The 26,921-nt window shown below is 68.9% G+C and carries 28 protein-coding genes; 9 read left to right on the top strand and 19 right to left on the bottom strand.

What is annotated here, in order from left to right:
• Positions 1–28 precede the first annotated feature (28 nt).
• Genes ABN611_RS05945 through ABN611_RS05935 form a run of 3 tightly spaced genes read left to right on the top strand, consistent with a single transcriptional unit; the run spans position 29 to position 3,426 of the window.
• On the top strand, positions 29–1,222 hold the full coding sequence (locus tag ABN611_RS05945) for a neutral zinc metallopeptidase (protein WP_350278766.1): 1,194 nt from the start codon (positions 29–31) through the stop codon (positions 1,220–1,222).
• A 19-nt stretch (positions 1,223–1,241) separates the two neighbouring features.
• Positions 1,242–2,528, top strand: coding sequence for a neutral zinc metallopeptidase (locus ABN611_RS05940; protein WP_350278765.1), 1,287 nt, complete (start codon positions 1,242–1,244; stop codon positions 2,526–2,528).
• 1 nt (position 2,529) lies between these two features.
• Positions 2,530–3,426: a neutral zinc metallopeptidase gene (locus tag ABN611_RS05935; protein ID WP_350278764.1), complete on the top strand. Its 897-nt coding sequence runs from the start codon at positions 2,530–2,532 to the stop codon at positions 3,424–3,426.
• On the opposite strand, the gene ABN611_RS05930 is transcribed toward ABN611_RS05935, so the two are convergent.
• A complete protein-coding gene (locus ABN611_RS05930) occupies positions 3,419–3,874 on the bottom strand; it encodes a GNAT family N-acetyltransferase (protein WP_350278763.1) in 456 nt (151 codons plus the stop codon). The two genes, ABN611_RS05935 and ABN611_RS05930, sit on opposite strands and share 8 nt — an antisense overlap.
• Before the next feature lie 233 nt (positions 3,875–4,107).
• On the opposite strand from ABN611_RS05930, the gene ABN611_RS05925 reads away from it, so the two are divergent.
• Positions 4,108–4,953, top strand: a complete 846-nt coding sequence (locus ABN611_RS05925) for a hypothetical protein (protein ID WP_350278762.1) — start codon at positions 4,108–4,110, stop codon at positions 4,951–4,953.
• Positions 4,954–5,253: 300 nt separating this feature from the next.
• On the opposite strand, the gene ABN611_RS05920 is transcribed toward ABN611_RS05925, so the two are convergent.
• The 8 genes from ABN611_RS05920 to ABN611_RS05885 form a co-directional block, all read right to left on the bottom strand.
• On the bottom strand, positions 5,254–5,778 hold the full coding sequence (locus ABN611_RS05920; protein ID WP_350278761.1) for a hypothetical protein: 525 nt from the start codon (positions 5,776–5,778) through the stop codon (positions 5,254–5,256).
• Positions 5,779–5,817: 39 nt separating this feature from the next.
• Complete coding sequence (locus ABN611_RS05915; RefSeq protein WP_350278760.1) at positions 5,818–6,537, bottom strand: hypothetical protein; 720 nt, start codon at positions 6,535–6,537, stop codon at positions 5,818–5,820.
• Positions 6,538–6,618: 81 nt separating this feature from the next.
• Entirely contained in the window at positions 6,619–7,623 is a 1,005-nt protein-coding gene (locus ABN611_RS05910; protein WP_350278759.1) for a BadF/BadG/BcrA/BcrD ATPase family protein, read from the bottom strand.
• Entirely contained in the window at positions 7,611–8,867 is a 1,257-nt protein-coding gene (locus tag ABN611_RS05905) for a 6-phospho-beta-glucosidase (protein ID WP_350278758.1), read from the bottom strand. The genes ABN611_RS05910 and ABN611_RS05905 overlap by 13 nt, the downstream gene beginning before the upstream one ends.
• Positions 8,864–9,688, bottom strand: coding sequence for a carbohydrate ABC transporter permease (locus tag ABN611_RS05900; RefSeq protein WP_350278757.1), 825 nt, complete (start codon positions 9,686–9,688; stop codon positions 8,864–8,866). The genes ABN611_RS05905 and ABN611_RS05900 overlap by 4 nt, the downstream gene beginning before the upstream one ends.
• The gene (locus ABN611_RS05895; protein ID WP_350278756.1) at positions 9,685–10,614 is read right to left on the bottom strand and encodes a sugar ABC transporter permease; all 930 of its coding nucleotides are present in this window, start codon (positions 10,612–10,614) and stop codon (positions 9,685–9,687) included. The genes ABN611_RS05900 and ABN611_RS05895 overlap by 4 nt, the downstream gene beginning before the upstream one ends.
• Positions 10,611–11,939, bottom strand: a complete 1,329-nt coding sequence (locus ABN611_RS05890; protein WP_350278755.1) for an ABC transporter substrate-binding protein — start codon at positions 11,937–11,939, stop codon at positions 10,611–10,613. The genes ABN611_RS05895 and ABN611_RS05890 overlap by 4 nt, the downstream gene beginning before the upstream one ends.
• Positions 11,940–11,947: 8 nt before the next feature.
• Complete coding sequence (locus ABN611_RS05885) at positions 11,948–13,135, bottom strand: ROK family transcriptional regulator (RefSeq protein ID WP_350278754.1); 1,188 nt, start codon at positions 13,133–13,135, stop codon at positions 11,948–11,950.
• Between the two features lie 146 nt (positions 13,136–13,281).
• On the opposite strand from ABN611_RS05885, the gene ABN611_RS05880 reads away from it, so the two are divergent.
• The gene (locus ABN611_RS05880) at positions 13,282–14,934 is read left to right on the top strand and encodes an ABC transporter ATP-binding protein (protein ID WP_350278753.1); all 1,653 of its coding nucleotides are present in this window, start codon (positions 13,282–13,284) and stop codon (positions 14,932–14,934) included.
• The gene (locus ABN611_RS05875) at positions 14,931–16,709 is read left to right on the top strand and encodes an ABC transporter ATP-binding protein (RefSeq protein ID WP_350278752.1); all 1,779 of its coding nucleotides are present in this window, start codon (positions 14,931–14,933) and stop codon (positions 16,707–16,709) included. Before ABN611_RS05880 ends, ABN611_RS05875 begins: the two co-directional genes overlap by 4 nt.
• Here ABN611_RS05875 and ABN611_RS05870 read toward each other — a convergent pair.
• The 4 genes from ABN611_RS05870 to ABN611_RS05855 all read right to left on the bottom strand — a co-directional run bounded on the left by ABN611_RS05870 (position 16,657) and on the right by ABN611_RS05855 (position 19,863).
• On the bottom strand, positions 16,657–17,622 hold the full coding sequence (locus ABN611_RS05870; protein WP_350278751.1) for a DUF2891 family protein: 966 nt from the start codon (positions 17,620–17,622) through the stop codon (positions 16,657–16,659). The genes ABN611_RS05875 and ABN611_RS05870 overlap by 53 nt on opposite strands.
• 10 nt (positions 17,623–17,632) lie before the next feature.
• On the bottom strand, positions 17,633–18,604 hold the full coding sequence (locus tag ABN611_RS05865) for a DUF979 domain-containing protein (RefSeq protein ID WP_350278750.1): 972 nt from the start codon (positions 18,602–18,604) through the stop codon (positions 17,633–17,635).
• Positions 18,601–19,302 (bottom strand): DUF969 domain-containing protein, encoded by a 702-nt coding sequence (locus tag ABN611_RS05860; protein WP_350278749.1) that lies wholly within the window; start codon positions 19,300–19,302, stop codon positions 18,601–18,603. Before ABN611_RS05860 ends, ABN611_RS05865 begins: the two co-directional genes overlap by 4 nt.
• A gap of 102 nt (positions 19,303–19,404) precedes the next feature.
• Positions 19,405–19,863: a DUF6098 family protein gene (locus tag ABN611_RS05855; RefSeq protein WP_350278748.1), complete on the bottom strand. Its 459-nt coding sequence runs from the start codon at positions 19,861–19,863 to the stop codon at positions 19,405–19,407.
• Positions 19,864–19,954: 91 nt separating this feature from the next.
• Between ABN611_RS05855 and ABN611_RS05850 the strand changes: the two genes are divergently transcribed.
• Positions 19,955–20,740, top strand: coding sequence for an SDR family oxidoreductase (locus ABN611_RS05850; protein ID WP_350278747.1), 786 nt, complete (start codon positions 19,955–19,957; stop codon positions 20,738–20,740).
• Between the two features lie 3 nt (positions 20,741–20,743).
• Here ABN611_RS05850 and ABN611_RS05845 read toward each other — a convergent pair whose 3' ends face one another.
• From ABN611_RS05845 to ABN611_RS05825, 5 genes are all read right to left on the bottom strand, one after another.
• Positions 20,744–21,421, bottom strand: coding sequence for a uracil-DNA glycosylase (locus tag ABN611_RS05845; protein ID WP_350278746.1), 678 nt, complete (start codon positions 21,419–21,421; stop codon positions 20,744–20,746).
• Between the two features lie 138 nt (positions 21,422–21,559).
• Positions 21,560–22,114: a DUF1990 domain-containing protein gene (locus ABN611_RS05840; RefSeq protein ID WP_350278745.1), complete on the bottom strand. Its 555-nt coding sequence runs from the start codon at positions 22,112–22,114 to the stop codon at positions 21,560–21,562.
• Positions 22,101–22,772: a YndJ family transporter gene (locus ABN611_RS05835; RefSeq protein WP_350278744.1), complete on the bottom strand. Its 672-nt coding sequence runs from the start codon at positions 22,770–22,772 to the stop codon at positions 22,101–22,103. Before ABN611_RS05835 ends, ABN611_RS05840 begins: the two co-directional genes overlap by 14 nt.
• Positions 22,769–23,782, bottom strand: a complete 1,014-nt coding sequence (locus tag ABN611_RS05830; RefSeq protein ID WP_350278743.1) for an LCP family protein — start codon at positions 23,780–23,782, stop codon at positions 22,769–22,771. Before ABN611_RS05830 ends, ABN611_RS05835 begins: the two co-directional genes overlap by 4 nt.
• Before the next feature lie 53 nt (positions 23,783–23,835).
• Entirely contained in the window at positions 23,836–24,669 is an 834-nt protein-coding gene (locus ABN611_RS05825) for an AraC family transcriptional regulator (RefSeq protein WP_350278742.1), read from the bottom strand.
• 71 nt (positions 24,670–24,740) lie between these two features.
• Between ABN611_RS05825 and ABN611_RS05820 the strand changes: the two genes are divergently transcribed.
• Positions 24,741–25,526, top strand: a complete 786-nt coding sequence (locus ABN611_RS05820) for a phytanoyl-CoA dioxygenase family protein (protein WP_350278741.1) — start codon at positions 24,741–24,743, stop codon at positions 25,524–25,526.
• A 93-nt stretch (positions 25,527–25,619) separates the two neighbouring features.
• The gene (locus ABN611_RS05815) at positions 25,620–25,913 is read left to right on the top strand and encodes an HU family DNA-binding protein (protein ID WP_350278740.1); all 294 of its coding nucleotides are present in this window, start codon (positions 25,620–25,622) and stop codon (positions 25,911–25,913) included.
• A 3-nt stretch (positions 25,914–25,916) separates the two neighbouring features.
• Here ABN611_RS05815 and ABN611_RS05810 read toward each other — a convergent pair whose 3' ends face one another.
• Entirely contained in the window at positions 25,917–26,864 is a 948-nt protein-coding gene (locus tag ABN611_RS05810; RefSeq protein WP_350278739.1) for a superoxide dismutase, read from the bottom strand.
• Positions 26,865–26,921: the final 57 nt, after the last annotated feature.

The following is a 26,921-nucleotide window of genomic DNA, read 5'->3' as shown; positions in this document are numbered from 1 at the left end:
CGGTACTGGGGAAAGAGGCGGGGAAGTCATGGCGGACAAGCCGGCACCCAAGCCTGGTCACTTCCTGCCGGGAGGCGAGGGTGAGCAGGGGCCGACGGACGCGCGCAAGCAGGATGGTTCCGCACCGTTGGCGGCACCTACGCCGCGACTCAGCGGCGAGGCCCCGCCGGCGGCGTCGCAGCTGTCCGGGACCCGGATCGACCCCCGTCGTACGACGCTTTCCGGCAGCCGGCTCGGCCCGCCGCCGGCCGAGGACCGCGCCGCCGCGGCGTACCGCGAGGTGTTCCACCCCGAGCCGATCCCGTTCGTCCCGAAGCAGCGGTCGAAGGGCCTGATCGCGCTGGTCGTCGTCGCGGCGCTGCTGCTCCTCGGCGGCGGCGCGACCTTCGCGGTCAAGACGCTCTCGTCGTACGACGGCTTCGTCGCGAACCCGATGGGGACGCCGTCGGCGAAACCGAGCGACGCGCCGACCAGCACCGAGCCCGTCACCAAGGCCACCCCGGAGACCGAGGTCGTCGCCAAGAACCCGCTGTACGCCGCCGGGAAGATGCCCGTGGTGAAGTGCCAGGAACCCGCTTTCCGGCCGACCTCCAAGGAGAACGTCCGGTCGTACTACGAGGCCTTGACCGCCTGCATGGACAAGGCCTGGGAACCGATCGTCACCAAGGCCGGGTTCGCGTTCCGGTCGCCGCGGCTGATCGTCTTCGACGACGGCGAGGAAACCGCGTGCGGCGTCCAGAACGAGCTCGCGGCGTACTGCCAGGACGACCAGGGCGGCAGCGTCACGATGCCGTGGCAGAAGACCGTCGAGGACTACCCGAAGCACAAGGCCGAGACGCGCGCCGAGATGGCGCAGTCCTTCGGGTTCGTGTACGGCGTCCACGTGCAGAACCTGACCGGGATCGCCGAGGCCACCGACAACCTCGCCGACACCGCCGCGAACAAGACGGCCGAGCTCGAGCAGGACCGCCGCGCCGCGCTGCAGGCGTACTGCCTGGGCGGGGTGTTCTACGGCGCGGCCAAGGCGAGCTTCCCGCTGCGCGGCGAGCTGCTGCGGCAGTGGAACGGGCTGATCAAGCGGCGCGGCGACGAGAACACCAAGGACAAGGTCCGCGACCACGGCTCGAGCAAGAGCCTGGCGGCGTGGATGAACCAGGGCTTCACGACCACCGATCCCGGGGCCTGCAACACTTTCGTCGCAGCACCCGCCAAGGTCAGCTGAGCGAGAGATGGGACGACCGATGCCTGAGACCGAGGAAGGTACGCCGCAGCCTGGGCACTTCCTGCCTGGCGGTACCGGCGAACCGGCGGCCGGGACGCAGCCGCTGACCCTGAAGAGTACGCAGCCCGGCGGCCTCGGGAAGGCGCGGTCGACGGCGTTCGACGAGTCCTCGATCCGCCGCAAGGCACGTCCGCTGCCGACCGAACCCGGGACCACGAGCGAGTACAGCGGCCCGCCGGTCGCGCCGCTCACCGGGGCCCCGGCACAACCGCTCACCGGCACCCGTCGCGCCGGCGGCCCGCGCCCGACCGGCTGGCACTCGAACCCGTCCCGCGCCGGCGCCCAGTTCACCTCCGAGCCGCCGCCGGTCCGCCCGCCGCGCAGCTACTCACGCCCCGTCATCGCCGGGCTGTCGGTCCTGGTCGTGCTGATGCTCACCGGCGCGACGATCGCGGGCGTGCGGCTGATGAACTCGTACGGCAGCCAGGTCGACAACCCGCTGTCCCAGCCCGCGGTCAAGAAGTCCCAGGCCCCGCTCCCGATCCCGCCGGACCCGACGGTCACCGTCACCGTCCAGCCGATCCCGGACCTGGTCCGCCTGCAGAAGAACACGATCTACGCCGCCGGCAAGGTCGCGTCGGTCAGCTGCAAGGAGCCGGCGATCAAGCCGAACTCGCAGTCCGCGATCCTGCGGTACTACCAGGCTCTGCTGCCGTGCCTGAACAAGGCGTGGGAGCCGCTCGTGACCAAGGCGGGGTACGACTTCCGGCCGCCGAAGCTGAAGCTGCAGAGCAGCCAGGCCACGCCCGACCAGACGTGCACCGGCGAGTTGGACGTCGCGTACTACTGCGGCGCCGACGAGAGCATCAACATCAGCTGGAAGAGCGACCTCGAGTTCTACAAGGACCAGCCGCTCGCGGCGCGGGTCTGGATGCTCGACACGATGGCGCACGAGTACGGTCACCACGTCCAGATGATGACCGAGATGCTCACCGCCGCGCACTCGCGGGAGGGCTGGACCAAGTCGAAGGCGATGAAGCTGGAGTGGTCCCGGCGCCTCGAACTGCAGGCGACCTGCTTCGCCGCGGCGTTCCTGGGCGCCAACAAGAAGCCGCTCGGCCTGACCGGAGAGAAACTCGAGGTCTGGCGCTGGGAGTCCCAGCACACCGGCGACGAGTACAGCAAGGACAAGGTCCGCGACCACGGCTCCCGCAAGAGCCACTGGGCCTGGTCCGAACCCGCCTTCAACGCCGCCGACCCCAAAATGTGCAACACCTTCACGGCCCCGTCCGCCAAGGTGAGCTGACATGCGCGCGGCGGCGATCGCAGGTGCCGCCGGCCTGGTGCTGGCGGTCACCGGTGCGTGCGCGCCGCCGGGCGAGACAAGCTCTGGTCCCGGGACCCCGACGGCGGTGACCTCGACCTCCGCCCCGACCTCGACGACGGCGACCTCGAGCTCCGCGCCTACTCCGACGTACCGCTCGCCGGAGGACATCTACCTGCTCCACAACGCGCTCTACTCGGCAGGCCAGGTGCGACCTGTGGCCTGCAAGCTTCCGGACATCGCACTGCGGACCCGGAAGGCTGTGCAGCAGTACTCCGCCGCGCTCGTGGACTGTCTCCAGCGGGCCTGGAAGCCGCTCGTCGACCGTACGGACTCCCTGCTGACCCCGCCAGGGCTGCACACCGTCGACCAGGGTGCACGGACGGGCTGCGGGGTCGTCGACGACGAGGACGAGGCGTTCTACTGCGGCGACAACACGGGGATCTATCTCGACTGGGACGCGTACCTCGAGGAGGACCCGGGCGATCGGGTGGAGGTGAGCATCTACCTCCAGTTCGTGGTCGCGCACGAGTTCGGGCACCATCTGCAGCACCTGGTCGGGATCTCGACGCAGTTCGACCTCCGCCTCGAGGACAGCGCGGGGGCCGCCCAGTTGGAGCAGACCCGCCGCCACGAACTGCAGGCCTCCTGCTTCGCGGCTGCCTTCCTCGGGGCGCACCAGCGCACGCTCGACCTGACCGGCGACGAACTCGAGCTCTACGAATGGGTCGCGCACACCGGCGACGACGACGATCCGCCGGCCCCGACACCGGACCACGGCACCCGCAAGAGCAACACGGCGTGGACCGACGCGGGCTTCAAGGCCAAGTCGCCGGCCGCCTGCAACACGTGGGTGGTGCCCGCGAGCCGGGTCACGTGAGTTTGAGTTTGAAGCCCTCGTGGGTGTTTTCGAAGCCCAGGTTGGTGTAGAAGCGGTGGGCGTCGGTGCGGGTCTTGTCCGAGGTGAGTTGGACGAGGGTGCAGCCGCGGGTGCGGGATTCCTCGATGGCCCATTGGATGAGCGTGGTGCCGAGGCCGATGCCGCGGGCGGGGGCGGCGACGCGGACGGCCTCGATCAGGCCGCGGGTGGTGCCGCGGCGGGACAGGCCGGGGATGATCGTGAGCTGCAGCGTGCCGATCACCTCATGGTTGCGTTCGGCAACCACCAGGACCTGGTTGGGGTCGCCGTCGATCTGCTCGAACGCCTTCAGGTACGGCGTCAGGTCGTCGAGCGACTCGCGGGTGGCGCCGAGCTGGTCGTCGGCGATCATCGCCACGATCGCGGCGACGTCGTCGCTGGTGGCGCGGCGGATCAGGACATCGTTCATGCGCACAGGATCGCAAACCCCTGAAGCGGTTCAGCCGCCGGGGTAAGGACCGAAGTACGACAATGGTCATTGCCTTACGCAAACACTTTTCGTTGCCGCCTCGCCCGGTTACGCCGTTTGCCCTGTGTGCCAGGGGGTACGAGTGATACTGGACACCACTGCATCCGCCCGTGCCGGGGTTGGGGCAGTCATGCGCCGACAGCGGATGCGGGCCAGTCCGGAAGGAACGTTCGATGTCAGCGTTAGCGATCGATTTCACCCAGCCGTTCGAAGATGCCTTCGGCAAGCTGCTGGGCTTCATTCCGAACCTGCTCGGCGGCCTCGTCATCCTGGTCGTCGGCTACTTCGTCGCCAAGGTGCTCGGCAAACTCGTCGGCAAGCTGCTCGGCAAGGTCGGCTTCGACAACTGGATGGAACGCGCCGGCGTCTCCGGCATCCTGCAACGGTCGGGCACGGGGCTGACCGCTTCGGCGATGCTGGGCAAGGTCGTGTTCTGGTTCGTGTTCCTGATCAGCTTCACGATGTTCGCCTCGGCACTCGGCGTGCCGGAGATCTCCGCGTTCATGAGTGACATGCTCGGCTACATCCCGCGGATCTTCGCCGCGATCGTGATCGTCTGCCTGGCCGCGCTGTTCGCGAACTTCCTGGCCGCGATCATCCGCGGCGCCACCGGCAACGAGACGCTGGCCAAGGTGGCTCGGTACGCCGTGCTCGTGTACGCCGCCTTCGCCGCGCTGACCCAGCTCGGTGTCGCGGTCCAGCTCACCGGCAACACGCTGCTGATCGTCCTCGCGGGCGCCGCCCTCGCTCTCGGCCTCGCTTTCGGTCTCGGGGGCCGCGAGATGGCCGGCCGCGCGCTGAACAACCTGTTCGACAAGGACAACATCAAGAAGCCGGCCGCCGACACGAACTCGATGGACGGTTCGACCGCGCAGTACCCGACCCAGCCCGGCTACCAGGGCAACAACTACGAGGGCGGCTACCAACAGCCCACCCAGCCCCAACAACACCCGGCCTCCCACAGCGCCGGCTGGTCCAACGGCACCCCCCAGAACGGCAACTGGCAGCCCGGCCAGTAGACCGGAGAGCTACTAAGGGAAAGAAGGGAGACTGGCTTGGGTGCCAGGGCGCCTTTGGCGCGTAGGTGACGGTTCCCAGGGAGCAGTTCCAGAGGGCGGGCGGCAATCCAACCGGGTTGTCGCCCGCCCGCTGTCCACGGTGGTCTGCATGCCGGGAGGGGCCGGTGACGTTGGGCGCTTGCGTGTTGGGCGTTAGCCCGCTGACCCAGTACCTAAGGGGTGGGTGGGCATAGTGCCTGCGGGCGTATCGGCCCGGGGGAGTTCCAGTCTGCCCGAGGTCCCGTCGTAGGACCGCACCTGTTAGTTCTTGTCTGGGCCGGCTTGGCGGACGTCTTCTACCTTGGTCATTGCGGCGCGGAGGTCGGCGAGCCAGGTTTCGCTGTGCTGGGCGACGAGTTTGACGCACCAGGCGAGGGCGTCGCTGCGGGAGCGGGCCACGCCGGCGTCGACGAGGGTGTCGAGGACCTGGCGTTCCGGCTGGCGGAGGCGGGTCATCACCGGTGCGGACAGCGAGGTGAAGACGGTCCGGGTCTCGCCGCAGCGGACGCCCCAGGCGACCTTGCGGCGGGCTGCGTGTTCGAGTTCGCGGGCGATCTCGATCCGGCGGTCGCGGGTGTCCTCGCGGAACTGCTTGACCCGCCCGTTCTCGGCGGCGGAGCGCTCGGCGGCGCTCACGTCCTGGTCCTGCTCCGGTGCGGGGATCCGGCCGACGATCAGGATCTCGTCCCGGTCGATCGACAGCTCCAGGTCGCCCTCGAACCAGTCGCCGGGCAGTCGCCCGGTCAGCCAGCCCCGCACCTTCTCCTGCTCGGTCTTCGTACTCATGTAATCATGATTACATGTGAGCAGGACGGGCTCAAGCGGTCAGCGGTACCGCACGAAGTACGCCGCGTGCGCGTCGCCCTGCGCCAGGCCGGCGTTCGACACCCCGATCCCGAGCGTGCGACCGGTGACGGTCTTCCGGTACGTCACGTACGTCGTACCGGCCGCGCCCTCGGCGGCGATCCGCGTCCAGTGCGGCCCGCCCTTCGCCGCGATGGCGCGGAGTTGCTGCACCGCGCGCGGCGTCGCGTAGTACGCCGTCCATTTCGCGTCGCCGCGGCCCCAGGCCCGGACCAGGTTGTCCGACCACTGCACCGCGTTCCACGCCTTCGGCTCGTTGCGGAACCTGGCGGTGTACGCCGCGTGCCAGCCATCGGCCGAGCGCAGTCCGACGTTCTGTACGCCGATCGTCAGGTCCCCGCCGCGCGCGTCGTCATGGTACGTCACGTAGATGGTGCCCGCGGCGCCCTCGGCGGAGACGCGGCGCCAGTGGATGCCGCCCCGCGCCGCCTGGCCGAAGAGCGTGCGCGACGCGGCGGTGGAGGCGTAGCAGTTGGTCGCCGCGGTGTCACCGCGACCCCATGCGCGGACGAGCCGGTCGGCGTACGTCGTCGCGGAGACGTTCTTTGCGGACGCCAGCTGGCTGCAGTTCGTGGCCGTCGTACTGGCGGTGGCCGGCGCGGCGGCTCCGGTGAGAACGAGTGGCGCACTCACCGCGAGTGCGGTGCTGACGCCAAGACCCATGATCCTTCGAATCATCATCGACCTCCCGAGTGGATGTGGTCCTACTAGTGGGACGCCACACCCCACCCGGGAGGTTTGCAGTGAAACAAGGCTGCAACATCAAGCCGCGGGCCGAGGCGCGAAGGCTGCACGCAAACGTGCGTGCGCGTTCGCTCCGGCGGCCGTCCGATCGAGTCCGAGCAGCGCGGCCCCGACCACCGGCGGTACGTCGACCACGCGCGGAACCGCGTGTGGCGCGACGTCAGCGAGCAACCGGGTGACACGATCGAGCAGGACCGCGTGTCCCGCGGTCAGCACGCCGCCGCCGAGCACCACGGTGACCCGGTCGCCGAGGAGGTCGAGCTGCCGCAACGCGGCGGCCGCCATCGCGACGATCTCCTCGGCCTGCTGCTGAACGATGCCCAGGGCAACGGTATCGCCGGCCGCCGCGACCTCGAACAGCACCGGCCCGGCCTCCAGCTGCCGCTCGGCCGGCAGCTCGCCGAAGTGGAGCGCCTCGATCACCGCGGTCAACGACGGCAGGCCGTAGTGCTGTGGCAACGCGGTCGCCAACGCCGTCGCCGGACCGCGCCCGTCCTCGGCGCGGGACGCCGACCAGAACGCCTCCTCTGCCAGCTGCGCGCCCCCTCCCCAGTCGCCGGTCAGCTTGCCCAGCGCCGTGAAGCGAGCGGTCCGTCCGTCCGGCAGCATCCCGGAGCAGTTGATGCCCGCCCCGCACACCACCGCGACGCCACGCGGCTCGTCGACCCCGGACCGCAGGAGCGCGAACGTGTCGTTGGCGACGTACACGGCCTCCGCCCAGCCGTGCTTCTCGAATGCAGCGGTCAGCTGCTCGACCTCGATCGGCAGGTCGGCGTTGGCGAGACAGGCAGACACCTGCTGCACCAGGGGTACGTCGCCAAGCCGCAGCCCGGCCTCCGCCGCAGCTGTTCGTACCAACGGCTCCAAGCCGGCAACAGCAGCCGTGGCACCGATCTTCTGCGGCTCGAAGCCGCCGCCGCGCGCCGTACCGAGTACTGTCCCGTCGGCCGCGACGAGTGCTACATCGGTCTTGCTGTTGCCGGCGTCGAAGGCGAGCACCCCGCCCGGGACTAGCGCGCCCACGGCAGGTAGTCCTTGTTGTGCGCGAGCAGCTTGTCCGTCAGCTCCTGCGCGAGGGAGATCTGGCCGACCAGTGGATGCGCCAGCAGCGCCTGGAACACCCTGTCGGCTCCGCCCTCTACTGCGGCCGCCAGCGCGAGCTCCTCGTACGCCGTCACGTGTGCGACCAGGCCGGCGTACAAGGGTTCCAGCGGTGCTACTGGCTCCGGCTTCGCGCCCTGTGCGTCAACGATGGCTGGTACTTCGATCACCGCGTCGTCGGCCAGGAACGGGAAGGTGCCGTTGTTGAGCGTGTTGACTACCTGTACGTCGCCCGTGTTGTTGAGCAGGGATGAGGCGAGTGCGACGGCCGCCTCCGAGTAGTACGCCCCGCCACGCTTCTCGAGCAGTGCGGGCTTCTCGTCCAGTTGCGGGTCGGCGTACATGTCCAGCAGCTCCTTCTCGAGTGCTGCGACCTCTGCTGCACGGGAGGGCTTTGTGCGCAGTTCCTGCACCACCTCGTCGTGTGCGTAGTAGTAGCGCAGGTAGTACGACGGTACGACGCCCAGCTGGCGCACTACCTCCGACGGGAGGCGCAGGTCGTCGGCGACCTCGGACAGATGCTCGGCCAGCAGTTGCGGCAGCACATCCTCCCCGTTGACGCGTACAGCGCGCTCCCAGGTGAGGTGGTTCAGTCCGACGTGGTCGAGCGCCACCTCCTCCGGCTGAACTCCCAGCCTCGCCGCAAACCGGCGCTGGAACCCGATGGCCACGTTGCACAACCCCACGGCCTTGTGTCCGTGCGACAGCAGCGCCCGTGTCACGATCCCCACCGGGTTCGTGAAGTCGATGATCCAGGCGTCCGGGTTGGTACGACGTACCCGCTCGGCGATGTCGAGCACCACCGGTACGGTCCGCAGCGCCTTGGCGAGACCGCCGGCACCGGTCGTCTCCTGGCCGACGCAGCCGCATTCCAGCGGCCAGGTCTCGTCCTCGTTGCGTGCGGCCTGCCCGCCGACCCGCAGCTGCAGCAGTACGGCGTCCGCGCCGTCGATGCCCGCATCCACGTCGGAGGTGGTGATCACCCGCCCGGCATGCCCTTGTCTGGCGAAGATCCGGCGCGCCAGGCCACCGACCAGCTCGAGCCGGTCGGCGACCGGGTCGACCAGCACCAGCTCCGACACCGGCAGTGTGTCCCGCAACCGGGCGAACCCGTCGACGAGCTCCGGCGTGTAGGTGGACCCGCCACCGACGACTGTGAGTTTCATCCCTTGACCCCTGTGAGTGTGACGCCCTCGATGAAGGCCTTCTGCGCGAAGAAGAACAAGATGATCACCGGCGCCATCACCAGGAGGGTTGCCGCCATGGTGAGGTTCCAGTTGGTGTGGTGGGCGCCCTTGAAGGACTCCAGGCCGTAGCTGAGGGTCCAGGCCGCCGAGTTCTCGCTGGCGTAGATCTGCGGGCCGAAGTAGTCGTTCCAGCAGTAGAAGAACTGGAACAGCGCGACCGCTGCCACAGCGGGCTTGGCCATCGGCAGGACGATCCGGACCAGCGCCTTGAACTCACCGCAGCCGTCGACCTTCGCCGCGTCCACGTAGTCCTTCGGAATCGTCAGCAGGAACTGCCGCAACAGGAACACCGAGAACGCATCGGTGAACGCCATCGGGATGATGAGCGGCCACAGTGTCCCGGACAGGTGCAGCTGCTTCGCCCAGAAGAGGTACATCGGCACGATGACGACCTGGGCCGGCAGCATCATCGTGGCGATCACCGTCATCAGTGCGACGTTGCGGCCGCGAAACTTGAAGCGGGCCAGAGCGTAGGCGACCGGAATGCTCGACAACAACGTGAGCGCTGTCCCGAGTCCGGCGTACAGCAGGGTGTTCTTCCACCAGGTCAGGAAGCCAGGTGTTTCCCAGACGGTCCGCAGGTTCTCCCAGTGCCAGGTGTCGGGCCACAGGTCGCGGGTGAGTGCCTGCTGGTCGCTCATCAGTGCGGTGAGGAAGACGAACACGAACGGGAGGACGAAGAACAGCGCGGCGGCAATCGCCAGAGCATGTACGCCGACCCAGTGCAGGAAGCGGGTCACACCGCGCTCCTCTCACTCATGGAGCGCAACAGGAACGCCGTGAACACCATCGCGAGCGCGAACAGCACCAGTGCGATCACGGACGCCCCGCCGGTGTCGAAGCGCTGGAAGCCCAGGTGATAGACGAGTTGTGGCAAGGTCAGGGTCGACTTGTCCGGGTACCCCGGTTCGAACTGCTGGCCGGCTCCGCCGATCACCCCGCTGGCCACCTTTCCGGCGACCAGCGGCTGCGTGTAGTACTGCATCGTCTGGATCACGCCGGTGACGACAGCGAACAGCACGATCGGCGAGATGTTCGGCAGCGTGACGAACCGGAACCGCTGCCACGCACCCGCGCCGTCCAGCGAGGCCGCCTCGTACTGCTCCTTCGGTACGTCGAGCAGCGACGCCATGAAGATCACCATCAGGTCGCCGATGCCCCACAACGCCAGCATCGTCAGCGCCGGCTTGGACCAGCTCGGGTCGTTGAACCAGCCGGGCTGCGGCAAGCCGATGCTGCCGAGGATGCTGTTCACCGGACCGGTGCCGGGGTTGAGCAGGAACGCGAACGCCATCGTGGCCGCGACCGGCGGTGCCAGGTAGGGGAGGTAAAACGCTGTCCGGAAAAGCCCGGCGCCGGTCTTCACCTTGGTGATCAACAGGCCGATGCCGAGTCCGAACAGCACCCGCAGCGTCACCATCACGACGACGAGCCAGAGGGTGTTGCGGAGTGCCGGCCAGAAGAACGGGTAGCTGGTGAAGACGTACTGCCAGTTCTGCAGTCCGATCCAGGTCGGCGGCCGGAAACCGTCGTACTTCATGAAGCTGAAGTAGATGGTCGAGACCAGCGGGTAGACGAAGAAGACGCTGACACCGATCAGCCACGGTGACAGGAAGACCAGATTGCGAAGCGTCTCCCGGCGGTGTTTCTGCCGCAGCGACGTCATTTCGCCTGGGCCAGGTCTTTGTCGATCTGTGCGTCGGTCTTCGCCAGGCCTGCCTTCAGGTCCGGCACCTTGCCGGCCTCGTGGGCGTAGCCGAAGTCCTGGAGGGTGAGCTGGTACGCGCCGCCGTTCGGGCTGGCCGGGGTGGTGTTGCTCTTCGGGTGCTGGGCGATGCCGAGGAACACCTTGAAGTCCTCGTCCGCGGTGAGCTTCGGCGACTTGATCGCCTCTAGCGTGGACGGCACGTTGTGGATCGCGTTCGCGAAGTCGACCACGGCGTCGGTGTCGGTGGTCATGAACTTCACCAGTTCCCAGGCCGCGTTCTGCTTCTGGCTGGTGCCGGCGATCCCGATGATCGTGCCGGACAGGTATCCCTTGCCGTAGCTGTCGGCCTGGTCGTCCGGCACCGGGAACGGCGCCACGCCGATCTCGAACTTCACGCCGGCGTCGCGGGCCATCCCGAGCCGCCACTCGCCGTCCATCGTCATCGCGACCTGGCCGGTGTGGAACGGGTTCTTCGCGCCGAACTCGTCACCGAACGTCGCGCGGTACTTCTCCAGCCTCGCGTAGCCGCCGAGCTGCTCGACCAGGCCCTTCTGCCACTTCAGCATGCTCGCGAACGCCGGGTCCTTGGCCAGGTTGGACTTGCCGTCGGGCGTGAAGTACGTCGGGTTCCAGAGCGCGGCGAAGTGCGTGGCGGTCGACTCGTAGCCGTGGAAGGTCGGCATGAAGCCGAGCTGACTGTAGCTGTCGCCCTTGACCTTGGTGAGCTTCTTCGCCACCGCGCCGAACTCGGACAACGTTTTCGGCGGCGCGGAGATCCCGGCCGCCTGGAAGGCGTTCTTGTTGTAGTACAAACCGTACGCGTCGTTCAGGAGCGGCAGGGTGCAGCGTTTTCCCTGGTACTGCGTGTAGTCCTGCAGCGGTTTCGGAAACGTCTTGTCCAGGTCGATGCCGGACTTGTCCAGGAACGGCTGCAGGTCGGCGAACACGCTCGACGAACAGAACGATCCGACGTTGTCCGTGGTGAACGACGACACCACGTCCGGTGCGTTCGCGCCGCCGGCCCGCAACGCCTGCTTGATCTTGTCGTCGTTGATGTTGCCGACGACCTTCACGTGGATGTTCGGGTGCTTCGCCTCGAACGCCTTCACTCCTCCGGTGATGGCGGCGACCTCGCTCGGTGCGCTCCATCCGTGCCAGAAGGTGATGCTGACGTCCTTCGTGGCATCGTCGTCGGCCTGCGGTGCGGTCGAAGTCCCTGTGCAGGCCGTCGCCAGCAAGGCGACTGCGGCGGTGCCGATGACGGCACGGGTGAAGCTGTGCATCCGTTCTCCTACGTGATCGGTGGCCCCGCGGTGTCGAAGACCTCGTCGCGGGTGGTGCTCAGTGCGGACTGCAGTGCTCCGGAGAGCACGGGGTCGCTGCTGATCGCGGTCATCAGCAGCTGCGGCCGGGGTACGGCGAGATCGGCGAGCTCGTCCTGGACCAGGCCGCGGAGGCGTTCGCCGCCGGCGGTGATGACGCCGCCGGCCAGCACGATCAGTTCCGGGTCGACGACCGCGACGATCGCCGCCAGGCCGACCGCGAGCCGGTGCGCGAACTCGTTCAGTACGGCGTCACCCGCGCCCTCGGTCTGCAGGGCGACCGCGATCGCGGCTTCCGGCGTACGGGCCTTGAGGCCGTGCTCGCGGGCGAGGTGCAGGACCGGTTCGCCGCCGGCCAACTCCTGGAAGCCGCCGGCGTTGTTGCGGCCGACGTTGCGGACCAGCGGCGTACCGGGCAGCGGCAGGAACGCGACCTCGCCGGCGCCGCCGGTCGCGCCGCGGTGCAGCCGGCCGTTGATGACGATCGCGGCGCCGATGCCCTCCTCGCCCCACAGCAGCACGAAGTTGCCGTGGTCCTTGGCGTGGCCGATCCGCTGCTCGGCGATCGCGGCCAGGTTGACGTCGTTCTCGACCTCGAGCGGTACGGCGACCGCGGCGGCCAGCTCCTCGAGCAGGTGCGGCGCGTGCCAGCCGGGCAGGTGCGTCGCGTACCGCAGGCGGCCGGTGGTCGGGTCGAACCCGCCGGGTGTGCCGATCGAGACGCGGCGCAGCCGCCCACGGCTCAGGCCCGCCTCGCCGGCCGCGCCGTCGATCGCCTTGAGCACCCGGTCGACCGTGCCCTTGGCGCTCCGACCGGGGGTCGGCAGCTCGTAGCGGCCGACCACGTTGCCGGTCAGGTCCGCGACCGCGGACCGGATCCGGGTCGGCGTCACGTCCAGCCCGGCGACGTACGCGACCTCGCCGTTGATCTCGTACAGCTGCGCGTTCGGCCCGGGCCGGCCGGCGGTGGTGCCGCTGCGCCGGACCAGTCCGGCCGCCTCCAGCCGGGCGAGCAGCTGGGACGCGGTCGGCTTGGACAGGCCGGTCAGGTTGCCCAGTGTGGTGCGGGAGAGCGGGCCCTGGCTGAGCAGCAGGTCCAGGGCGGCGCGGTCGTTCATCGCGCGCAGCAGGCGCGGGGTTCCGGGTGTCGTTGCCATGTGCCAACCCTGCCTCCCTTCGCCGCTCGCGGGTACTCGCCGCGCTGATGACCAGAACTGTTAGGAAAGTTTCCTATTAGCTCGAGACCGTACGGCGGACTAGGTCCAGGTGTCAATCACCGGCAGTGGGTTAGGGTTGCCTAACTATGTCGACTGGGGAGCTGTTGAGGCGGGCGGTTCGGCGGCATCGGGGGCGGATGGTCGCAGGCGTGCTGGTGCTGTCGTTGCACCAGGCGACCGAGGCGGCGGTCCCGGTCGCGATCGGTGTCTTCGTGGATCGCGCGGTGGCGACCGGTGACGTCCAGCCGCTGCTCTGGTGTGTGCTGATGATGGTCGTGCTGTTCGCCGTCCTGTCGAACGCCTGGAAGACCGGCGCGCGCCAGGTGGTGCGCGCGATCGAGTACGAGACCCACCTGCTCCGGCTGGAGGTCGCACAGCGCGTACTGGACCCGCGTGGTCACCGCACCGGACTGCGCTCGGGGGAGTTGTTGTCGATCGCCACCTCCGACGCCGAGAAGGCCGCGCTGGTGATGCGGGGCGTCTCGATCGGAGCAGCGGCGTGTACTGCGCTGATCGTGTCGTCGGTGTCGCTGTTGCTGGTCGACGTACCGCTGGGGCTTGGGGTGCTCGTCGGCGTACCGCTGCTGGTGCTGGGGATCCAGGCGCTGTCGCCGTTGCTGACGCGTCGTACGTCGAGCCAGCAGGAGGCGGTGGCACAGACGACCGCACTGGCGACAGACCTGGTCAGCGGGCTTCGGACGCTGCGAGGGATCGGTGCACAGCACAACGCGGCTGACAGGTACCGGCGGTCCAGCGAGGCCACGCTGCGCGCGACCCTGCGTGCTGCGTCGACGAACGGGCTGCAGGACGGTGTCACCACCGCGCTGAGCGGCCTGCTGCTGGCCGCCGTTGCTGGTGTCTCCGGCTGGTTCGCGTTGAACGGCCGGATCACGATCGGCGAGCTGATCACGGTGGTCGGGCTGGCGCAGTTCGTCGCCGAGCCGGTGGCGACGCTCGGGTACGCGAGCCAGGTGGTCGCCATGTCCCGCGCCTCGGCCGAGCGGCTGGCCTCGGTCCTGTCCGCACCACCTCTGGCCGTCACCGGCACCGCTACCGCGATCGACGCGGGACAGCCTTTGCTCACATTGGAAGGCGTTTCGCACGGATCCCTGGCATCAGTGAGCCTCGTACTGCGGCCCGGTGAATCGGTCGGTGTGCTCTGCTACGACCCTCGCGACGCCGACGCGCTGCTGAACGTGATCGCCGGCCGAGCTCCCGAGCACACCGGCAGCGTGCGCATAGGTGGCACGCCGCTGGAAGAACTCGACGTGGACGTGGTCCGGCGGACCGTGTTGCTGGAGCGGCACGAGACTGACCTGTTCGAGGGGACGCTGCGCAGCAACCTGCTTGCCGAGAAAGGCTTGGAGCGCGTGCTGACGGCTGCCGGCGCAGCTGACCTCGTCGACGAGCTGGACCGGCCGCTCGCGGACCGCGGGCAGGCCCTGTCCGGTGGGCAGCGGCAGCGGCTCGGCCTGGCCCGCGCGCTGCTGGCGGAGCCGCCGTTGCTGGTGCTGCACGATCCGAGTACCGCGGTGGACGCGGTGACCGAGGAGCTGCTGGCAGAAGGGCTTGTCGAGGAGCGAAGCGGCCGGACAACGCTGGTGTTGACGAGCAGCCCAGCGCTATTGGGAAAGATGGATCGGGTGCTGGTCGTCGCTGACGGCGTTGTGGTTGCTGAGGGCACCCACTCCGAGCTGGCCGAGTCCGACGCGGTCTACCGGGAGGCGGTGCTGCGATGAACCTCCTCCCGGTAGCGGAGCCGCGGGCGACGTGGGCCCTGCTGTGGCGAGAGATCCGGCGCCTGCCGGTGCTGTCGGTTGTCGCGGCTGTGGTGATCACAGGTGCCAGCGCGGCCGGCCTGGTCGCGCCGTGGGCGCTAGGTGTGCTGATCGACAACATCGGCGACAAGTCAGCCATTGTGCGCGTCGTGGTGCTGATCGCGCTGGCGGCGATCGTGTCCGGCGTACTGACGGCCCTTGGGGTGACGCTGGTGGCGCGGGTCGGTGAGACCGTGCTGGCGCGCATTCGCGAGCAGGTGCTCGACCGGGTGCTGCAGCTGCCTGCTCCGGTGCTGGAGAAGGTGCGGACCGGTGACCTGCTCTCGCGGGTCGGTGACGACGTGGCCGCGGTGGCGACGGCTCTGACACAGGTCGGGCCGTCGGTACTCGGTGCGTCGCTGACGATCCTGCTGACCGTGGGCGGGATGCTCGCGCTCGACTGGCGCCTCGGCCTGGCGGGACTGCTCGCAGTCCCCATGTACTACCTGGCGCTGCGCTGGTACCTGCGGCGTTCGGCGCCGTACTACACGCAGGAACGCGTGGCGATGGGCGAGCGGTCCGAGGCGATCATCGCGTCGTTGCGGGGCAGCCAGACGGTCCGCGCGTACCGCCTGGAGGCCCGGCAGCTGGCGAAGATCGACGAGACGTCCGGTGCGGCGCGGGACATCTCGATCACGGTGTTCCGGCTGTTCAGCTTCTTCTCGGCGCGGATCAACCATGCGGAGTTCACCGGGCTGACCGCGATCCTGGCGACCGGGTTCTTCCTGGTCCGCTCGGAGTCGGTCAGCGTCGGTGCGGTGACGGCCGCGGCGCTGTACTTCCACCGGCTGTTCAACCCGGTCAACGTGGTGCTGATGGAGTTCGACCAGATCCAGACCGCGGCGGCGGGCCTGGCGCGGCTGGCCGGCGTACTGGAGATCGAGCCGGCGAAGGAGCCGCCCGCGCGCCGGGAGCCTGCAGACGCGTCGGTCGAGCTGGTGCAGATCGGCCACCGGTACGACGGTCCTGAGGTTCTCACCGCGGTGTCGTTGCGGCTCGAACCGGGTGAACGCGTCGCACTGGTCGGCGCGAGCGGTGCCGGCAAGACCACCCTGGCAGCGATCGCGGCAGGTGTGCTGGCGCCGTCGGTGGGCACGGTGAAGCTCGGCGGCGTCGACATCCGCGACCTCGGTGACGACCGCACCCGCGCCCAGGTCGCCTTGCTGAGCCAGGAGGTGCACGTCTTTGCCGGGACCCTCTTGGAGGACGCGCAGCTGGCCAAGCCTGGCGCGACAGCGGCAGAAGTCGAGGCGGCGCTGGACCGTGTCGGCGCCCTGGCATGGGTGCGTGCGCTACCGGACGGTCTGGAGACGGTCGTCGGCGAGAACGGGCATCAGCTGACGGGCGCACAAGCCCAGCAACTCGCCTTCGCGCGGCTGCTACTGGTTGACCCTCCGGTTGCCGTGCTGGACGAGGCGACCGCGGAAGCAGGCAGTGCGGGCGCACGCGAGCTGGAGCGGGCGAGCCTGGCGGCGACGGACGGGCGTACGACGCTGGTCGTCGCACACCGGCTGACGCAAGCCGAGCAGGCGGACCGGATCGTCGTACTCGATCACGGGCGAGTAGTCGAGTCAGGAACGCATGAGGCGTTGCTGGCGAGTGGTGGTCGTTACGCGCAGCTGTGGCGCAGCTGGACCGGTACGGCTACGCCTGATCAGCCAGGAGAGCAAACGACACCAGCCAGTGCGTCGACATGAAGTCCCCGTCCGTGACCGTCGGCAGCACCGCCTCCACCTGACGGTCAGCACCGGCTCGCAGTACGTCGGCAACATCAGGCAGCGCGGGCGCGATCGTCCGCAGCTGCCACGCCCTGCTCAGCGCCAGACCGGACAGGTGCGCGAGCTGTCCGTCACCTGAGTCGTCCGTGATCGGTACGTCGAGCAGGTGTAGATGAGCGTCCTTGCCCAACCCAGGAAGGAAGTTGGGCAACCAGGTGGCGAACTCGGCGGCCGGCAGCACCCGGCGCATCAGCTCCGCCTCGGTCAGCGCAGGTGACAGGAAGTCGGTCCCCGACGGTTCGAACCGCGTGTCGTACGCCGTGTCCGCCCCGAACCACTGCAGTGCCCGCGCCCGGATCGCCTCCACCACGTCCGCCCGGCCCAGGTCGCCGTACGCCTCGTGCAGCAACGCCAGCGCGAAGGCCGAGTTCAGATGTACGCCGTGCCGCACCGGGTACGCCTGCTTGGGCAGCCAGGCCAGCACGAGGTCCGCGATGACGTCGCCGAGTGGAGCGACCGCCTCCGCCCACTGGCTCTTCCGCGCGGCGGCCACCAGCATGGCCGCCCAGGCCCAGCCGTACGGCCGCTCGTACGACGGCCGCTCCCGCAGGTACGCCGCCTCCGTGGCGATCGCTTCCGCCGTCAGCCGCCGATCGAGGACGTCGATCGGCCGGCTGCCGACCTGCTCCGGTGCCAGCGTCAGCAACCGGACCAGCGACCATTGCATGTGTGCGCTGGAGTGCCAGTCGTAGGACCCGTGGAACGCCGGGTGCAGGCGGTCCGGGGTCACGTCGACGTCGTCCGGACCGGTTGACGCGTGCGCGGCGCCGTACGGGTACGGCGTCTCCAGCACCTCGCAGGCGATGGTCGCCCAGGCGGCGGCGTACTTCATGGGACTCCTTCTAGAACGCGAAGACGTACATGATCAGGATGTTGCAGCCGAGCAGCGGGACCGCCGTGGGAATCTGGGCCTTGATCGGTCCGTATTGGTCCTTCATCTCGAGCAGCGCTGCCGGTACCAGGTTGAAGTTCGCCGCCATCGGCGTACACAAGGTGCCGCAGAAGCCGGCCAGCATGCCGACCGCGAACACGATCGCCGGGGTGCCGTCGAACTGCTCCACCAGCAGCGGCCAGCCGACCGCGGCCGTCATCACCGGGAACGCCGCGAACGCGTTGCCCATGATGATCGTGAAGACCGCCATGCCGATGCAGTACAGCGCCACCGCGGCGATCAGCGAACCCTTCGGGATCAGGTGGTCGGTGACGCGGCCGACGGCCTTGCCGACGCCGGACGCGTTGAACAGCAGGCCCAGCGTGGCCAGCATCTGCGGCAGGATCGCCGCCCAGCCGATGTGCTCCAGCAGCCGGCGGCCCTCGTGCAGCGGCACGGCCGGGCTCTTGGGACGCAGTAGTCCCATGCCCACGACGAGCGCGAGGATCGACGCGACGCCGAGGCCGATGATGGTCGCGGAGCCCGACTGCAGCAGCAGTTGGCCGTCGCCGAGCTTCACCTTCGCGAGCCAGGCACCGAAGATCGCCGCGACCACCGGAATCACCAGCGCCGGCAGGAACAGCTTGTTGCCGAACCGGTCCGCGAGGCGCACGCGCTCGGCCGGTGTCGTCGTACGCTCCTCGCCCTTGCCCGGGAAGCCGCTGCCGGCCAGCACCGCGAGACCGATGACCGCGATGCCGAGCAGCCAGGACGGTGCCTGCTTGTCGACCACGAACGTGCCGTAGCCGAACGACAGGCCGAGGATGCCCCAGAACGCCGCGCTGCCGACTCGCTTCGGGTTGCTGCGGTCGTTGAGCACCTGCAGGGCGATCAGGACGAAGAAGATCCCGCAGAGCCAGTAGAACCACTCGACCTTGATCATCGCGCCGCCTCCTTCGCGGCCGCCTTGGACTCGGCCGCGAGCTTGTCCAGCTGGCGGTCGAGCAGCAGCAGCCTGCCGCCGTGGATGAGCAGCGCGCAGATACCGGTCGGGATCGCCCAGAGCGCGATGTCGATCGCCTCCAGGTGCAGGCCGTACGTCGCGTCGACGAAGCCGGTGATCAGCAGGATCGAGCCGATCGCGACGAAGATGTCCTCCCCGAAGAACAACCCGACGGTGTCGGCGGAGGCCGCGAAGCCCTTGATCTTCTCCTGGACCTTCTCCGGGAGCTTGCCGTAGCGGCGTTCCGCGGCGCCGGCGGCCATCGGCTGGACGAGCGGCCGGACCGCCTGCGCGGGACCGCCGATGCTGGTCAGCCCGAGCGCCGCGGTGCCCTGCCGGATCAGCAGGTAGATGGCCAGCAGCCGGCCCGTGGTGAGGACCTTGAGCTTGCTGATCAGCTTCCGGGCCTGGTGCTGCAGGCCGTAGCGCTCGATCAGCCCGATGACGGGCAGCGTGACGATGAAGACGGTGACGGAGCGGCTGCCGGCGAAGCCGTCGCCGAACGCGTCGAGGATCTTGACGGGGGACAGGCCGCCGATCAGGCCGGCCACGATCCCGGCCGCCGTGACGACCAGCATCGAGTTGATCCGCAGGGCGAACCCGACGACCACCACCGCGATAGCGAGCAGAACCCACATGGTTCCTCCCGGGGACGGAACGGTGTAGCTGGGGGATGTTCCGCTCACCATAGGAGATTGTTGAACGATCCTGCAATGGATCATTCAAACAAACTGCCGGACTCAGGTGGAGTCCTTGCCGACGTCGAAGGTCCGCACGTAGTGGTCCTTGGCCTGCTCGAGCGCCTCGGCGGAGATCTTGGCCAGCGGACGGACCCGCACCAGCAGCGGCTCGTGATCGGGGCCGTAGCCGGCGACCTCGCCCGTCAGCAGCCAGGGGTACCGGCCCTCCGCCTCGCCGAGTTCGGCGTACTTGCATACCCGCCGCGCGACCCAGTCCTCGACCGCCCGCGGCCACCACGACTCCGGCTCGACCCAGGTGGCGGACAGGCCCGGCAGCTCGACACCCGCCTCGTAGTCACGGCTCGGGCCGTGCTCGGCATCTGCCTTCGGGCCCTTGGAGTACCTCAGCAGGATGTCGGAATGCTCCCGGACGAACCGGACCAGTTCGTCCAGATCCCGCAGCTCCGGTAGCCCGGAGAGCTTCGCGTCCGGCTCGAACAAACCCTCTTCCGTCCCCACGTTCGCGGCGGTGCCCTGGGCCTCGGCCGGAGAAACGCTCGTGGTGCCCGTGCGGTCGTTTTCAGCGGGGTGGGGCGGGCACCGCTCGGGTATGCCTCAAGCGATCGTTACTGGTTCGGACAGTGGAATCGGGCGGGCGACTGCCGTGCGGCTCGCCGAGGACGGGTTCGACATCGGGGTTACCTGGAACAGCGACAAGGCCGGCGCCGAGGAGACGGCCGCCGAGGTCCGTGAGACCGGCCGTCGGGCCGTGGTCGAGCAGCTCGATCTGACGAAGCTGCCTGAAGCCGCCGACGTCATCGACAGCCTGGCCGACAGTCTCGGCGGGCTCGACGTCCTGGTCAACAACAGCGGGACCGGCAGCAGCGAGCTCGCGGTGGATCTCGACTACGACTCGTGGCGCACGGTGATCAGCGTCGACCTCGACGGAGCATTCCTCTGCCTGCAGCGGGCCGCGCGCCGCATGGTCGCCGCCGGGAACGGAGGCCGCCTGATCGCGGTCACCAGCGTGCACGAGCATCAGCCCCGCGTCGGCTCCGCGCCGTACGACGCGGCCAAGGGCGGGCTCGGGCTGCTCATGAAGACCTTGGCCCTGGAACTGGGCGAGTACAGGATCACCGCGAACGCCGTCGCTCCTGGTGAGATCGCCACACCCATGACCGGACAGACCGACGAGGATCCGCGCGGCAAACACCGGCCAGGGGTGCCGCTCGGCAGGCCAGGTGACGCACGGGAGATCGCCGCCGTGATCGCCTTCCTGGCGTCCCCGGACGCGGCCTACGTCACCGGGACGAGCATCGTCGCGGACGGCGGAATGCTCCAGATGGGTCCCATGGCGGGCAGCCACCTCGCCGCGGACGACTGGCGCCGCCCCTGAGTGCTACGGCAGGCGCCAGTCGACCGGCTCGGCGCCCTGCTCGACGAGAAGCGCGTTGACGCGGCTGAACGGCCGGGAGCCGAAGAAGCCGCGATCCGCGGACATGGGGCTCGGGTGCGCGCTCTCGACGTACGGCGTGTTGCCGAGCATCGGCTTCAGCGTCTGCGCGTCGCGGCCCCAGAGGATCGCGACCAGCGGGCCGCCGCGGTTCACGAGCGCGTGGATGGCCTGCTCGGTGACGCTCTCCCAACCCTTGCCGCGGTGCGCGCCGGACTTGCCCGGCTGCACCGTCAGCACCCTGTTGAGCATCAGCACGCCCTGGTCGGCCCACGGCGTCAGGTCGCCGTTGGACGGTGCCGGTACGCCGACGTCCGCCATCAGTTCGCGGTAGATGTTCGCGAGGCTCCGCGGGATCGGCCGCACGTCCGGCGCCACCGAGAAGCTGAGGCCGACGGGGTGGCCGGGAGTCGGGTACGGGTCCTGGCCGACGACCAGCACCTTCACCTGGGCCAGCGGGCGGTGGAACGCACGCAGCACGTTCTCGCCGGCGGGTAGGTACGCCCGTCCCGCAGCGATCTCGCCGCGCAGGAACTCGCCCATCCGCGCGACAGTCTCTTCGACCGGAGCCAGTGCCTCCGCCCAGTCCGGTGCCACCAGATCCGACAACGTCTTAGGACTCACCCGCCACAGTCTCGCAGTACCGCGGCACCTGGTGCACCTCGGGTTGTCGCTCGTTGTTCGCGTGTCGCTCGAACGCTTGTCTTGCTACGGACGGTACAAAGGTCGCGGCCCCGCAAGGTATGAGCTTGCGGGGCCCTGTCATGGGTTGGACAGGCGGCGGAGAGCCGCGGCGTAGCGGCCGGCTGCGTAGTACTGGGCCTTGCGGGTGGCGGGGCCGGCCAGCCGCGTGTACCAGGTGGCCGGGCGGCTGTAAGCGCGGATCGTGACGTAGACGTCGTCGCCGTTGCGGGTGACGAGGAACAGCTCCTCACCGGCCTCCGGGTGTCCTTCCAGTGTCCCGTAGGCGAAGCCGATTCGGTCCGGTTCGTCGATAACGCGGACGACCCGGCACGGGACCGGCAGGCCGAGTTGGGTGACTGTGCGGAACCGGCGAATCAGCATGCCTGGTCCCAGCCGCCCCAGTGAGTTCGTGCCGACCTGTGGCGGCGTGTCCGTTGCTGTGACGGGCAGGCCGGCGGCACGGTGCATGCGCCACGTCAGCAACGCGTCGGCGGCGCGCCGGAACACCTCGTCGCCGGTGCCGATCCGCGTGCGGTACTCGAGTCGGTGGAACCCCTCGGGCGTCTCGTCGTACTGCGTCGAGCCCACCTCGTCGTACGTGAACCGCAGTCCCGCCAGGTCATCCAGCTGCATCGCGTGTCTCCCGTCGCATCGCCAGTACGCCGCACAGTGCAAGGCCAACCGCATTCGCCACACCCTGCGTGGCAACCATCCACTCCAACGGCAGGTACGGCGTGTTCACCACATGACCCAGTGCCCACGTGACAGCCAAGAGCATCGTCGCCACGAGTACTGATCCCGAGACGACCAGGAGGATCGCCGTACCTCGCTCTGCTCGACGTGAGCGCTTGTAGAGCTCCCAACCGACCAGCCACATACCTGTGGTCAGTACAACCGCGAAGCCGGCGAAGTGGAAGTGGGCGACCGTCAGCGACAGCACGGTGAGGTTGAAGCCGAACAGCTCGTACGACGACCGCTCGGCGACCAGTGCCAGTGCCGCGATCGATGGCGTGGCCAACGCCGTGTAGAGCGCGACCTGCCTCGCGCCTAGTTTCCGCTGTCGGTAGAAGTGCCGCGCGGCCAAGACGATCAGGACCAGCGTGCCGACCAGGTAGATCGACGCCAGCGCGATCGAGAACGGCCCACGCGGCAGCCACAGCGCGACAGCCCCCGGAACGGCGAACGCGAACCACCAGCGGGTGCTGGTGGTTCGCGTCGGGAGCAGGGTGAGGCCGAGGGGCACGACGACGAGCATGCCCAGGCTCACCACCGCGTGGACGAGGACGGTCAACTGCTCTTCAGGCCGCTGGTGTTGTCCTGCTTGAGGGCGTCGAACAGCGCCGTCGCCTTCTTGGTGTCCCACTTCACCGCCGAGCCGCGGTTGCAGCAGAGACCGTAGTTGTCGTCACTCGTCGGCACACTCAGCGCGATGCCGTTGCTACCGGAGATCGCCTGCATGCCGCGCGCGAACTTGACGAAGTCGAACAGGTTCATCTCCTTGTCCACGGTCAGCGCGTCGACGCCCTTGGTGGCGACGCTGTAGTACCGGAACGGGTTCAGGATCGTCGACGGCGAGGCGGCCTTCTTGGCGACCGCGCCGACCATCTGCCGCTGCCGCTCGGTGCGGCCGAAGTCGTTCTTGCCGTCGGCCTTCCGCGAGCGCACGTAGCCGAGCGCGTTCACCCCGTCCAGCTCCTGGCAGCCGGCCGGCAGATCGATGTGCGCGTCGTCGTCCTTCATTGCCTTCGGCAAGCACATTTCGATGCCGCCGACGCTGTCGATGACGCTGGCGAAGCCGCCGAAGCCGACCTCGACGTAGTGGTCGATGCGCAGCCCGGTGACGTTCTCCAGGGTCTGCACCAGGCGCGCCGGGCCGTTGTTGAAGGCGGCGTTGATCTTCTGCCGGCCCTCGATCCCAGGAATGTTCACCGCGCTGTCCCGCGGAATGCTGATCAGCACCGTCGGGCCGGACTCCGGGACGTGCATCAGCATGATCGAGTCGGTCCGCGGCGGCCCGGCGTCGCCGCCGGTGTGCAGCCTGGCCCGCTCGGCCCGGCTGAGGTCCTCACGGGCGTCCGATCCGACCATCAGGTACGTCGTCCCGGGCGTGTCCGCCGGCCGCTCGCCGGTGGGCATCGCCTCGATCTTGTCGATCCGGCTCCACGCGTAGAGCGGGACCGCGATCAGCGTGAGAACGAACAGCAGGACGATCAGTCCGACGGTCCGGAGGAACCAGTTCCGCCGCTTCTTCGGGCGGCGGGGGTTCCCGGGGCGCGGGTCGAGGGGCTGCGTTTGACTCATGACACGACCGTAGCGGTGTCCGGTCGCCGGACACGTCACCCCACTGAATGGTTTTACACGTCGGAAAGTCGACGGCGCCTCCTCCGAAGGTCGGAAATCGGCCCGGAAATCGAACCGGAACGCCGGAACGCGACCGGCGACATGCCCACCCGACCAGCGAACAAGCGGCTGAAGTACGCCGGATCGTCGTACCCGACGCGGCGCGCGACCGCGGCCACCGACAGGTCCTCCTCGGCGAGCAGAACCTTTGCAGAGCTCAGCCGGGTGGACAGGACCAGCTCCTGCGGCGTCGACCCCGTCGTACGGCGGACCGCGTCGCGCAACTCCTTCACGGTCAGGCCGAGCGCACCGGCGTACTCCTCGACGCTCATCGGCGTACACGCGAGCTCGGCCAGCCGCGCCGCGACGCTGTCCTCAGGTGGCGCACCTGCCTCGGCGATTACGTCGTAGAGGGCCCCAGTGAGCTGTACGGCGTTGTGCTGCGTGCTGAGGCGCAACAACCGTTTGAAAGCGCGATCCACCGGCCGCGGGTCGGCGTACTGGCGTACCGGTCGGCTGGAATCGAGGTGGGCGAGTGACGTGAGCGCCTCGGTTGCAGGCCCGCCGAACAGCGTCCAGGCCTGCTGCCAGCGCGTAGCGGGCCGATAGCCGTGCAGGACACCCGGGAAGAGCCAGAGCATCGCAGGCGCGTGGACCGCGTGCAGTCGGCGGTCGGGGCCGTGCAGCAGGTGGCCGCTTCCCTCAATCAGCCAGACAAGGGCATGGCAACCCAGCGCCCGCTCCGGCGCCGCTGCCGCGCCATGTGTCTGCTCACCTGCGCCCAGGCAGAAAAGTCCAAGCTGCCGCTCGACAGGACCTGGTGTCAGGTAGATCGACCAATCCGGCACAGTACAAGAGTCCAAGAAGCTGTGGTCGCGTGTCCATTCCGTTCGGGTGCTAGCGCCGTTGGAATGGAGAGGTGCTGACTTCCAACGGATATGTGCTGGACGAGCGGCGGCTGGGTGAGCTGGTCGCGGTGCCCGCGGCAGAGCGCGAAGACCGGGACGTACTGCGGGCGCGGCTGCAGCGGGACGGCTACCTGTATCTGACCGGGCTGCTGGACCCTGCGACGGTGCTGGCGTTCCGGGAGTACTACTTCGGGCTGACCGGCGCCGCCCGCGACAGGGCGTCGTACCGGAAGGTCCTGTTCGAGGAGATCGTGCCAGGGCCGGAGTACGCCGCCTTCTGTGCGCAGCCGGCGCTCAAGGGGTGGTTCGAGTGGTTCCTCGGTGGTGAGCCGTTCCTGCACCGGCGGAAGATCATCCGGCAGACAGCGCCCGGCGAGAACGGCATCGGTACGGCGACGCAGGCACACTACGACCTCGTGTACCTGCGGGAGGGCAGCGACCAGGTGTTGTCCGCGTGGATCCCGCTGGGTGACTGCCCGGTCAGCCGGGGCGGACTGACGTACCTGCAGGGCAGCCGCCACAGGGTGCTCGCAGAGGAGGCCGCGGGCCGGCTCAAGCGACCTGCGGCGTCCATCACCGCGGACCTCCCCGCGCTGGCGGAGGAATACGACGCCGACTGGCTGGTCGCCGACTACCAGGCCGGCGACGTCGTCGTGCACACCGCGCACACCGTCCACGCGGCGCTCGACAACGTGTCCACCGAGCTGCGGCTGTCCACCGACATCAGGTACCAGCGCGCCGACGACGCCATCGACGCCCGCTGGCAGCACCACTGGCACGACCAGGACGGCCTCTGAGCCGCATGACCGGATTCCGGATGCTTCTCGCTAACGACAATCATTTCGGTTAAGGTTCCGGTCGGAAGCTCTGAACCGAGTCTGAGGAGAGCCGTGAACCGGAACGAACTGATCGCCGGCGTGGCGCACAAGGCGGGGATCCCGCGGAACCAGGCCGAGAAGGTCCTCGACGCGCTGGGCGACGTCGTCACCGAGGCCGTGCAGCGCGGTGACAAGGTGTCGCTGACCGGGCTGCTCAGCATCGAGCGGGTGATGCGCGCGCCGCGCACCGGCCGCAACCCGCAGACCGGCGAGCCGCTGAACATCCCGGCCGGCTACTCCGTGCGCCTGTCGTGCGGAAGCCGCCTCAAGGCCGCGGCCCGAGGCGACCTCCGCGCTGCTCGCTGAACTTCAGCGCCGGACGGCGGTCACCCAGTACGGCGTGGTCGGCGTCGGCGGGGTGGTGAAGCGGGCGTTCGGCAGGTAGAGGCGGTCGCCGAACGCGGCAACCGTCGTGGGTACGTCGAAGTCGGGGCTGGTGAGTTCGTCGACCACCGTGCCCGTGGTACCGGCCCGGTCCAGGGTGAGAACCGCGATCTTGTTGAGCCGGTTCTGCACGACGTACAAGGTCTGGCCCCGCAGCAGCAGGCCGTCGCCGTTCGTCATCAGCGCGCCACCGGTGTCGATCCGCCGGGCCACGCCGGTCCGCGGGTCGACCCGGAGCAGGAAGCCGGTCGACGACTGCACCATGATCAGCGCGCGGCCGTCCGGGGTGAGCGAGATGCCGTTCGCGTTGTTGCCGGCCAGGTGCTGGTAGTCGCCGCTCAACGGGATCGTCTCGGCCTGCGCGGCGAGCGAGCCGTCGCGGCCGTACGGCACCTTGTAGAACACCGGCCGCTGCGAGTCCGTGAAGTACGCCGCGTCCTTGCCGAGGATCACGTCGTTCACGAACGTCGGGGTCGCGGTGGTGAACGTGTAGCTGGCCAGGACGTCTCCGGTGCGGGTGTCGATCACCCGGCCGTTCCCACCGGCGGCGCCGGCGACGAACAGGCGGCCGAACCGGTCGACCTTCATGCCTAGTGAGGCGGTCCCGGGGCCCTGGCTGATCACCTCGCCCCGGCCGGTGCGCAGGTCGGCGGCGTAGATGTCGCCGTCGACGCGGGATCCGAAGTACGCCGTGGCCCGGTCGATCGCGATGCCCTCGGGCTGGAACCCGGTGGGCAGTTCGATCCTGGTCGGGAACGAGGTCGCTGGACTTGTCGTGGTCGGAGTGGCGGTCGCTGCCGACGTGCTCACCAGACCGAGCAGTGCTACGGACGCACTGGCCAATGTGACGAGCCGACGGACGAGGTGTGACATGGGCGGGGTCCTCCCTGATCCGTGTGCTTTTACCCGGGAGAACGGTCCGGTCCTGTG

The sequence above is a fragment of the Kribbella sp. HUAS MG21 genome (genome assembly GCF_040254265.1).
Classification (GTDB): domain Bacteria; phylum Actinomycetota; class Actinomycetes; order Propionibacteriales; family Kribbellaceae; genus Kribbella.
Note: the sequence above shows the minus strand (reverse complement) of the source record. Positions and strands in the feature narration are given on the sequence as shown.

Bases quoted from the DNA above. Each gene is read 5' to 3' on its own strand.
- ABN611_RS05945 (WP_350278766.1), top strand. From the start codon at position 29: ATGGCGGACAAGCCGGCACCCAAGCCTGGTCACTTCCTGCCGGGAGGC.
- ABN611_RS05940 (WP_350278765.1), top strand. From the start codon at position 1,242: ATGCCTGAGACCGAGGAAGGTACGCCGCAGCCTGGGCACTTCCTGCCT.
- ABN611_RS05935 (WP_350278764.1), top strand. From the start codon at position 2,530: ATGCGCGCGGCGGCGATCGCAGGTGCCGCCGGCCTGGTGCTGGCGGTC.
- ABN611_RS05930 (WP_350278763.1), bottom strand. From the start codon at position 3,874: ATGAACGATGTCCTGATCCGCCGCGCCACCAGCGACGACGTCGCCGCG.
- ABN611_RS05925 (WP_350278762.1), top strand. From the start codon at position 4,108: ATGTCAGCGTTAGCGATCGATTTCACCCAGCCGTTCGAAGATGCCTTC.
- ABN611_RS05920 (WP_350278761.1), bottom strand. From the start codon at position 5,778: ATGAGTACGAAGACCGAGCAGGAGAAGGTGCGGGGCTGGCTGACCGGG.
- ABN611_RS05915 (WP_350278760.1), bottom strand. From the start codon at position 6,537: ATGATGATTCGAAGGATCATGGGTCTTGGCGTCAGCACCGCACTCGCG.
- ABN611_RS05905 (WP_350278758.1), bottom strand. From the start codon at position 8,867: ATGAAACTCACAGTCGTCGGTGGCGGGTCCACCTACACGCCGGAGCTC.
- ABN611_RS05895 (WP_350278756.1), bottom strand. From the start codon at position 10,614: ATGACGTCGCTGCGGCAGAAACACCGCCGGGAGACGCTTCGCAATCTG.
- ABN611_RS05890 (WP_350278755.1), bottom strand. From the start codon at position 11,939: ATGCACAGCTTCACCCGTGCCGTCATCGGCACCGCCGCAGTCGCCTTG.
- ABN611_RS05885 (WP_350278754.1), bottom strand. From the start codon at position 13,135: ATGGCAACGACACCCGGAACCCCGCGCCTGCTGCGCGCGATGAACGAC.
- ABN611_RS05880 (WP_350278753.1), top strand. From the start codon at position 13,282: ATGTCGACTGGGGAGCTGTTGAGGCGGGCGGTTCGGCGGCATCGGGGG.
- ABN611_RS05875 (WP_350278752.1), top strand. From the start codon at position 14,931: ATGAACCTCCTCCCGGTAGCGGAGCCGCGGGCGACGTGGGCCCTGCTG.
- ABN611_RS05870 (WP_350278751.1), bottom strand. From the start codon at position 17,622: ATGAAGTACGCCGCCGCCTGGGCGACCATCGCCTGCGAGGTGCTGGAG.
- ABN611_RS05865 (WP_350278750.1), bottom strand. From the start codon at position 18,604: ATGATCAAGGTCGAGTGGTTCTACTGGCTCTGCGGGATCTTCTTCGTC.
- ABN611_RS05860 (WP_350278749.1), bottom strand. From the start codon at position 19,302: ATGTGGGTTCTGCTCGCTATCGCGGTGGTGGTCGTCGGGTTCGCCCTG.
- ABN611_RS05850 (WP_350278747.1), top strand. From the start codon at position 19,955: ATGCCTCAAGCGATCGTTACTGGTTCGGACAGTGGAATCGGGCGGGCG.
- ABN611_RS05840 (WP_350278745.1), bottom strand. From the start codon at position 22,114: ATGCAGCTGGATGACCTGGCGGGACTGCGGTTCACGTACGACGAGGTG.
- ABN611_RS05830 (WP_350278743.1), bottom strand. From the start codon at position 23,782: ATGAGTCAAACGCAGCCCCTCGACCCGCGCCCCGGGAACCCCCGCCGC.
- ABN611_RS05810 (WP_350278739.1), bottom strand. From the start codon at position 26,864: ATGTCACACCTCGTCCGTCGGCTCGTCACATTGGCCAGTGCGTCCGTA.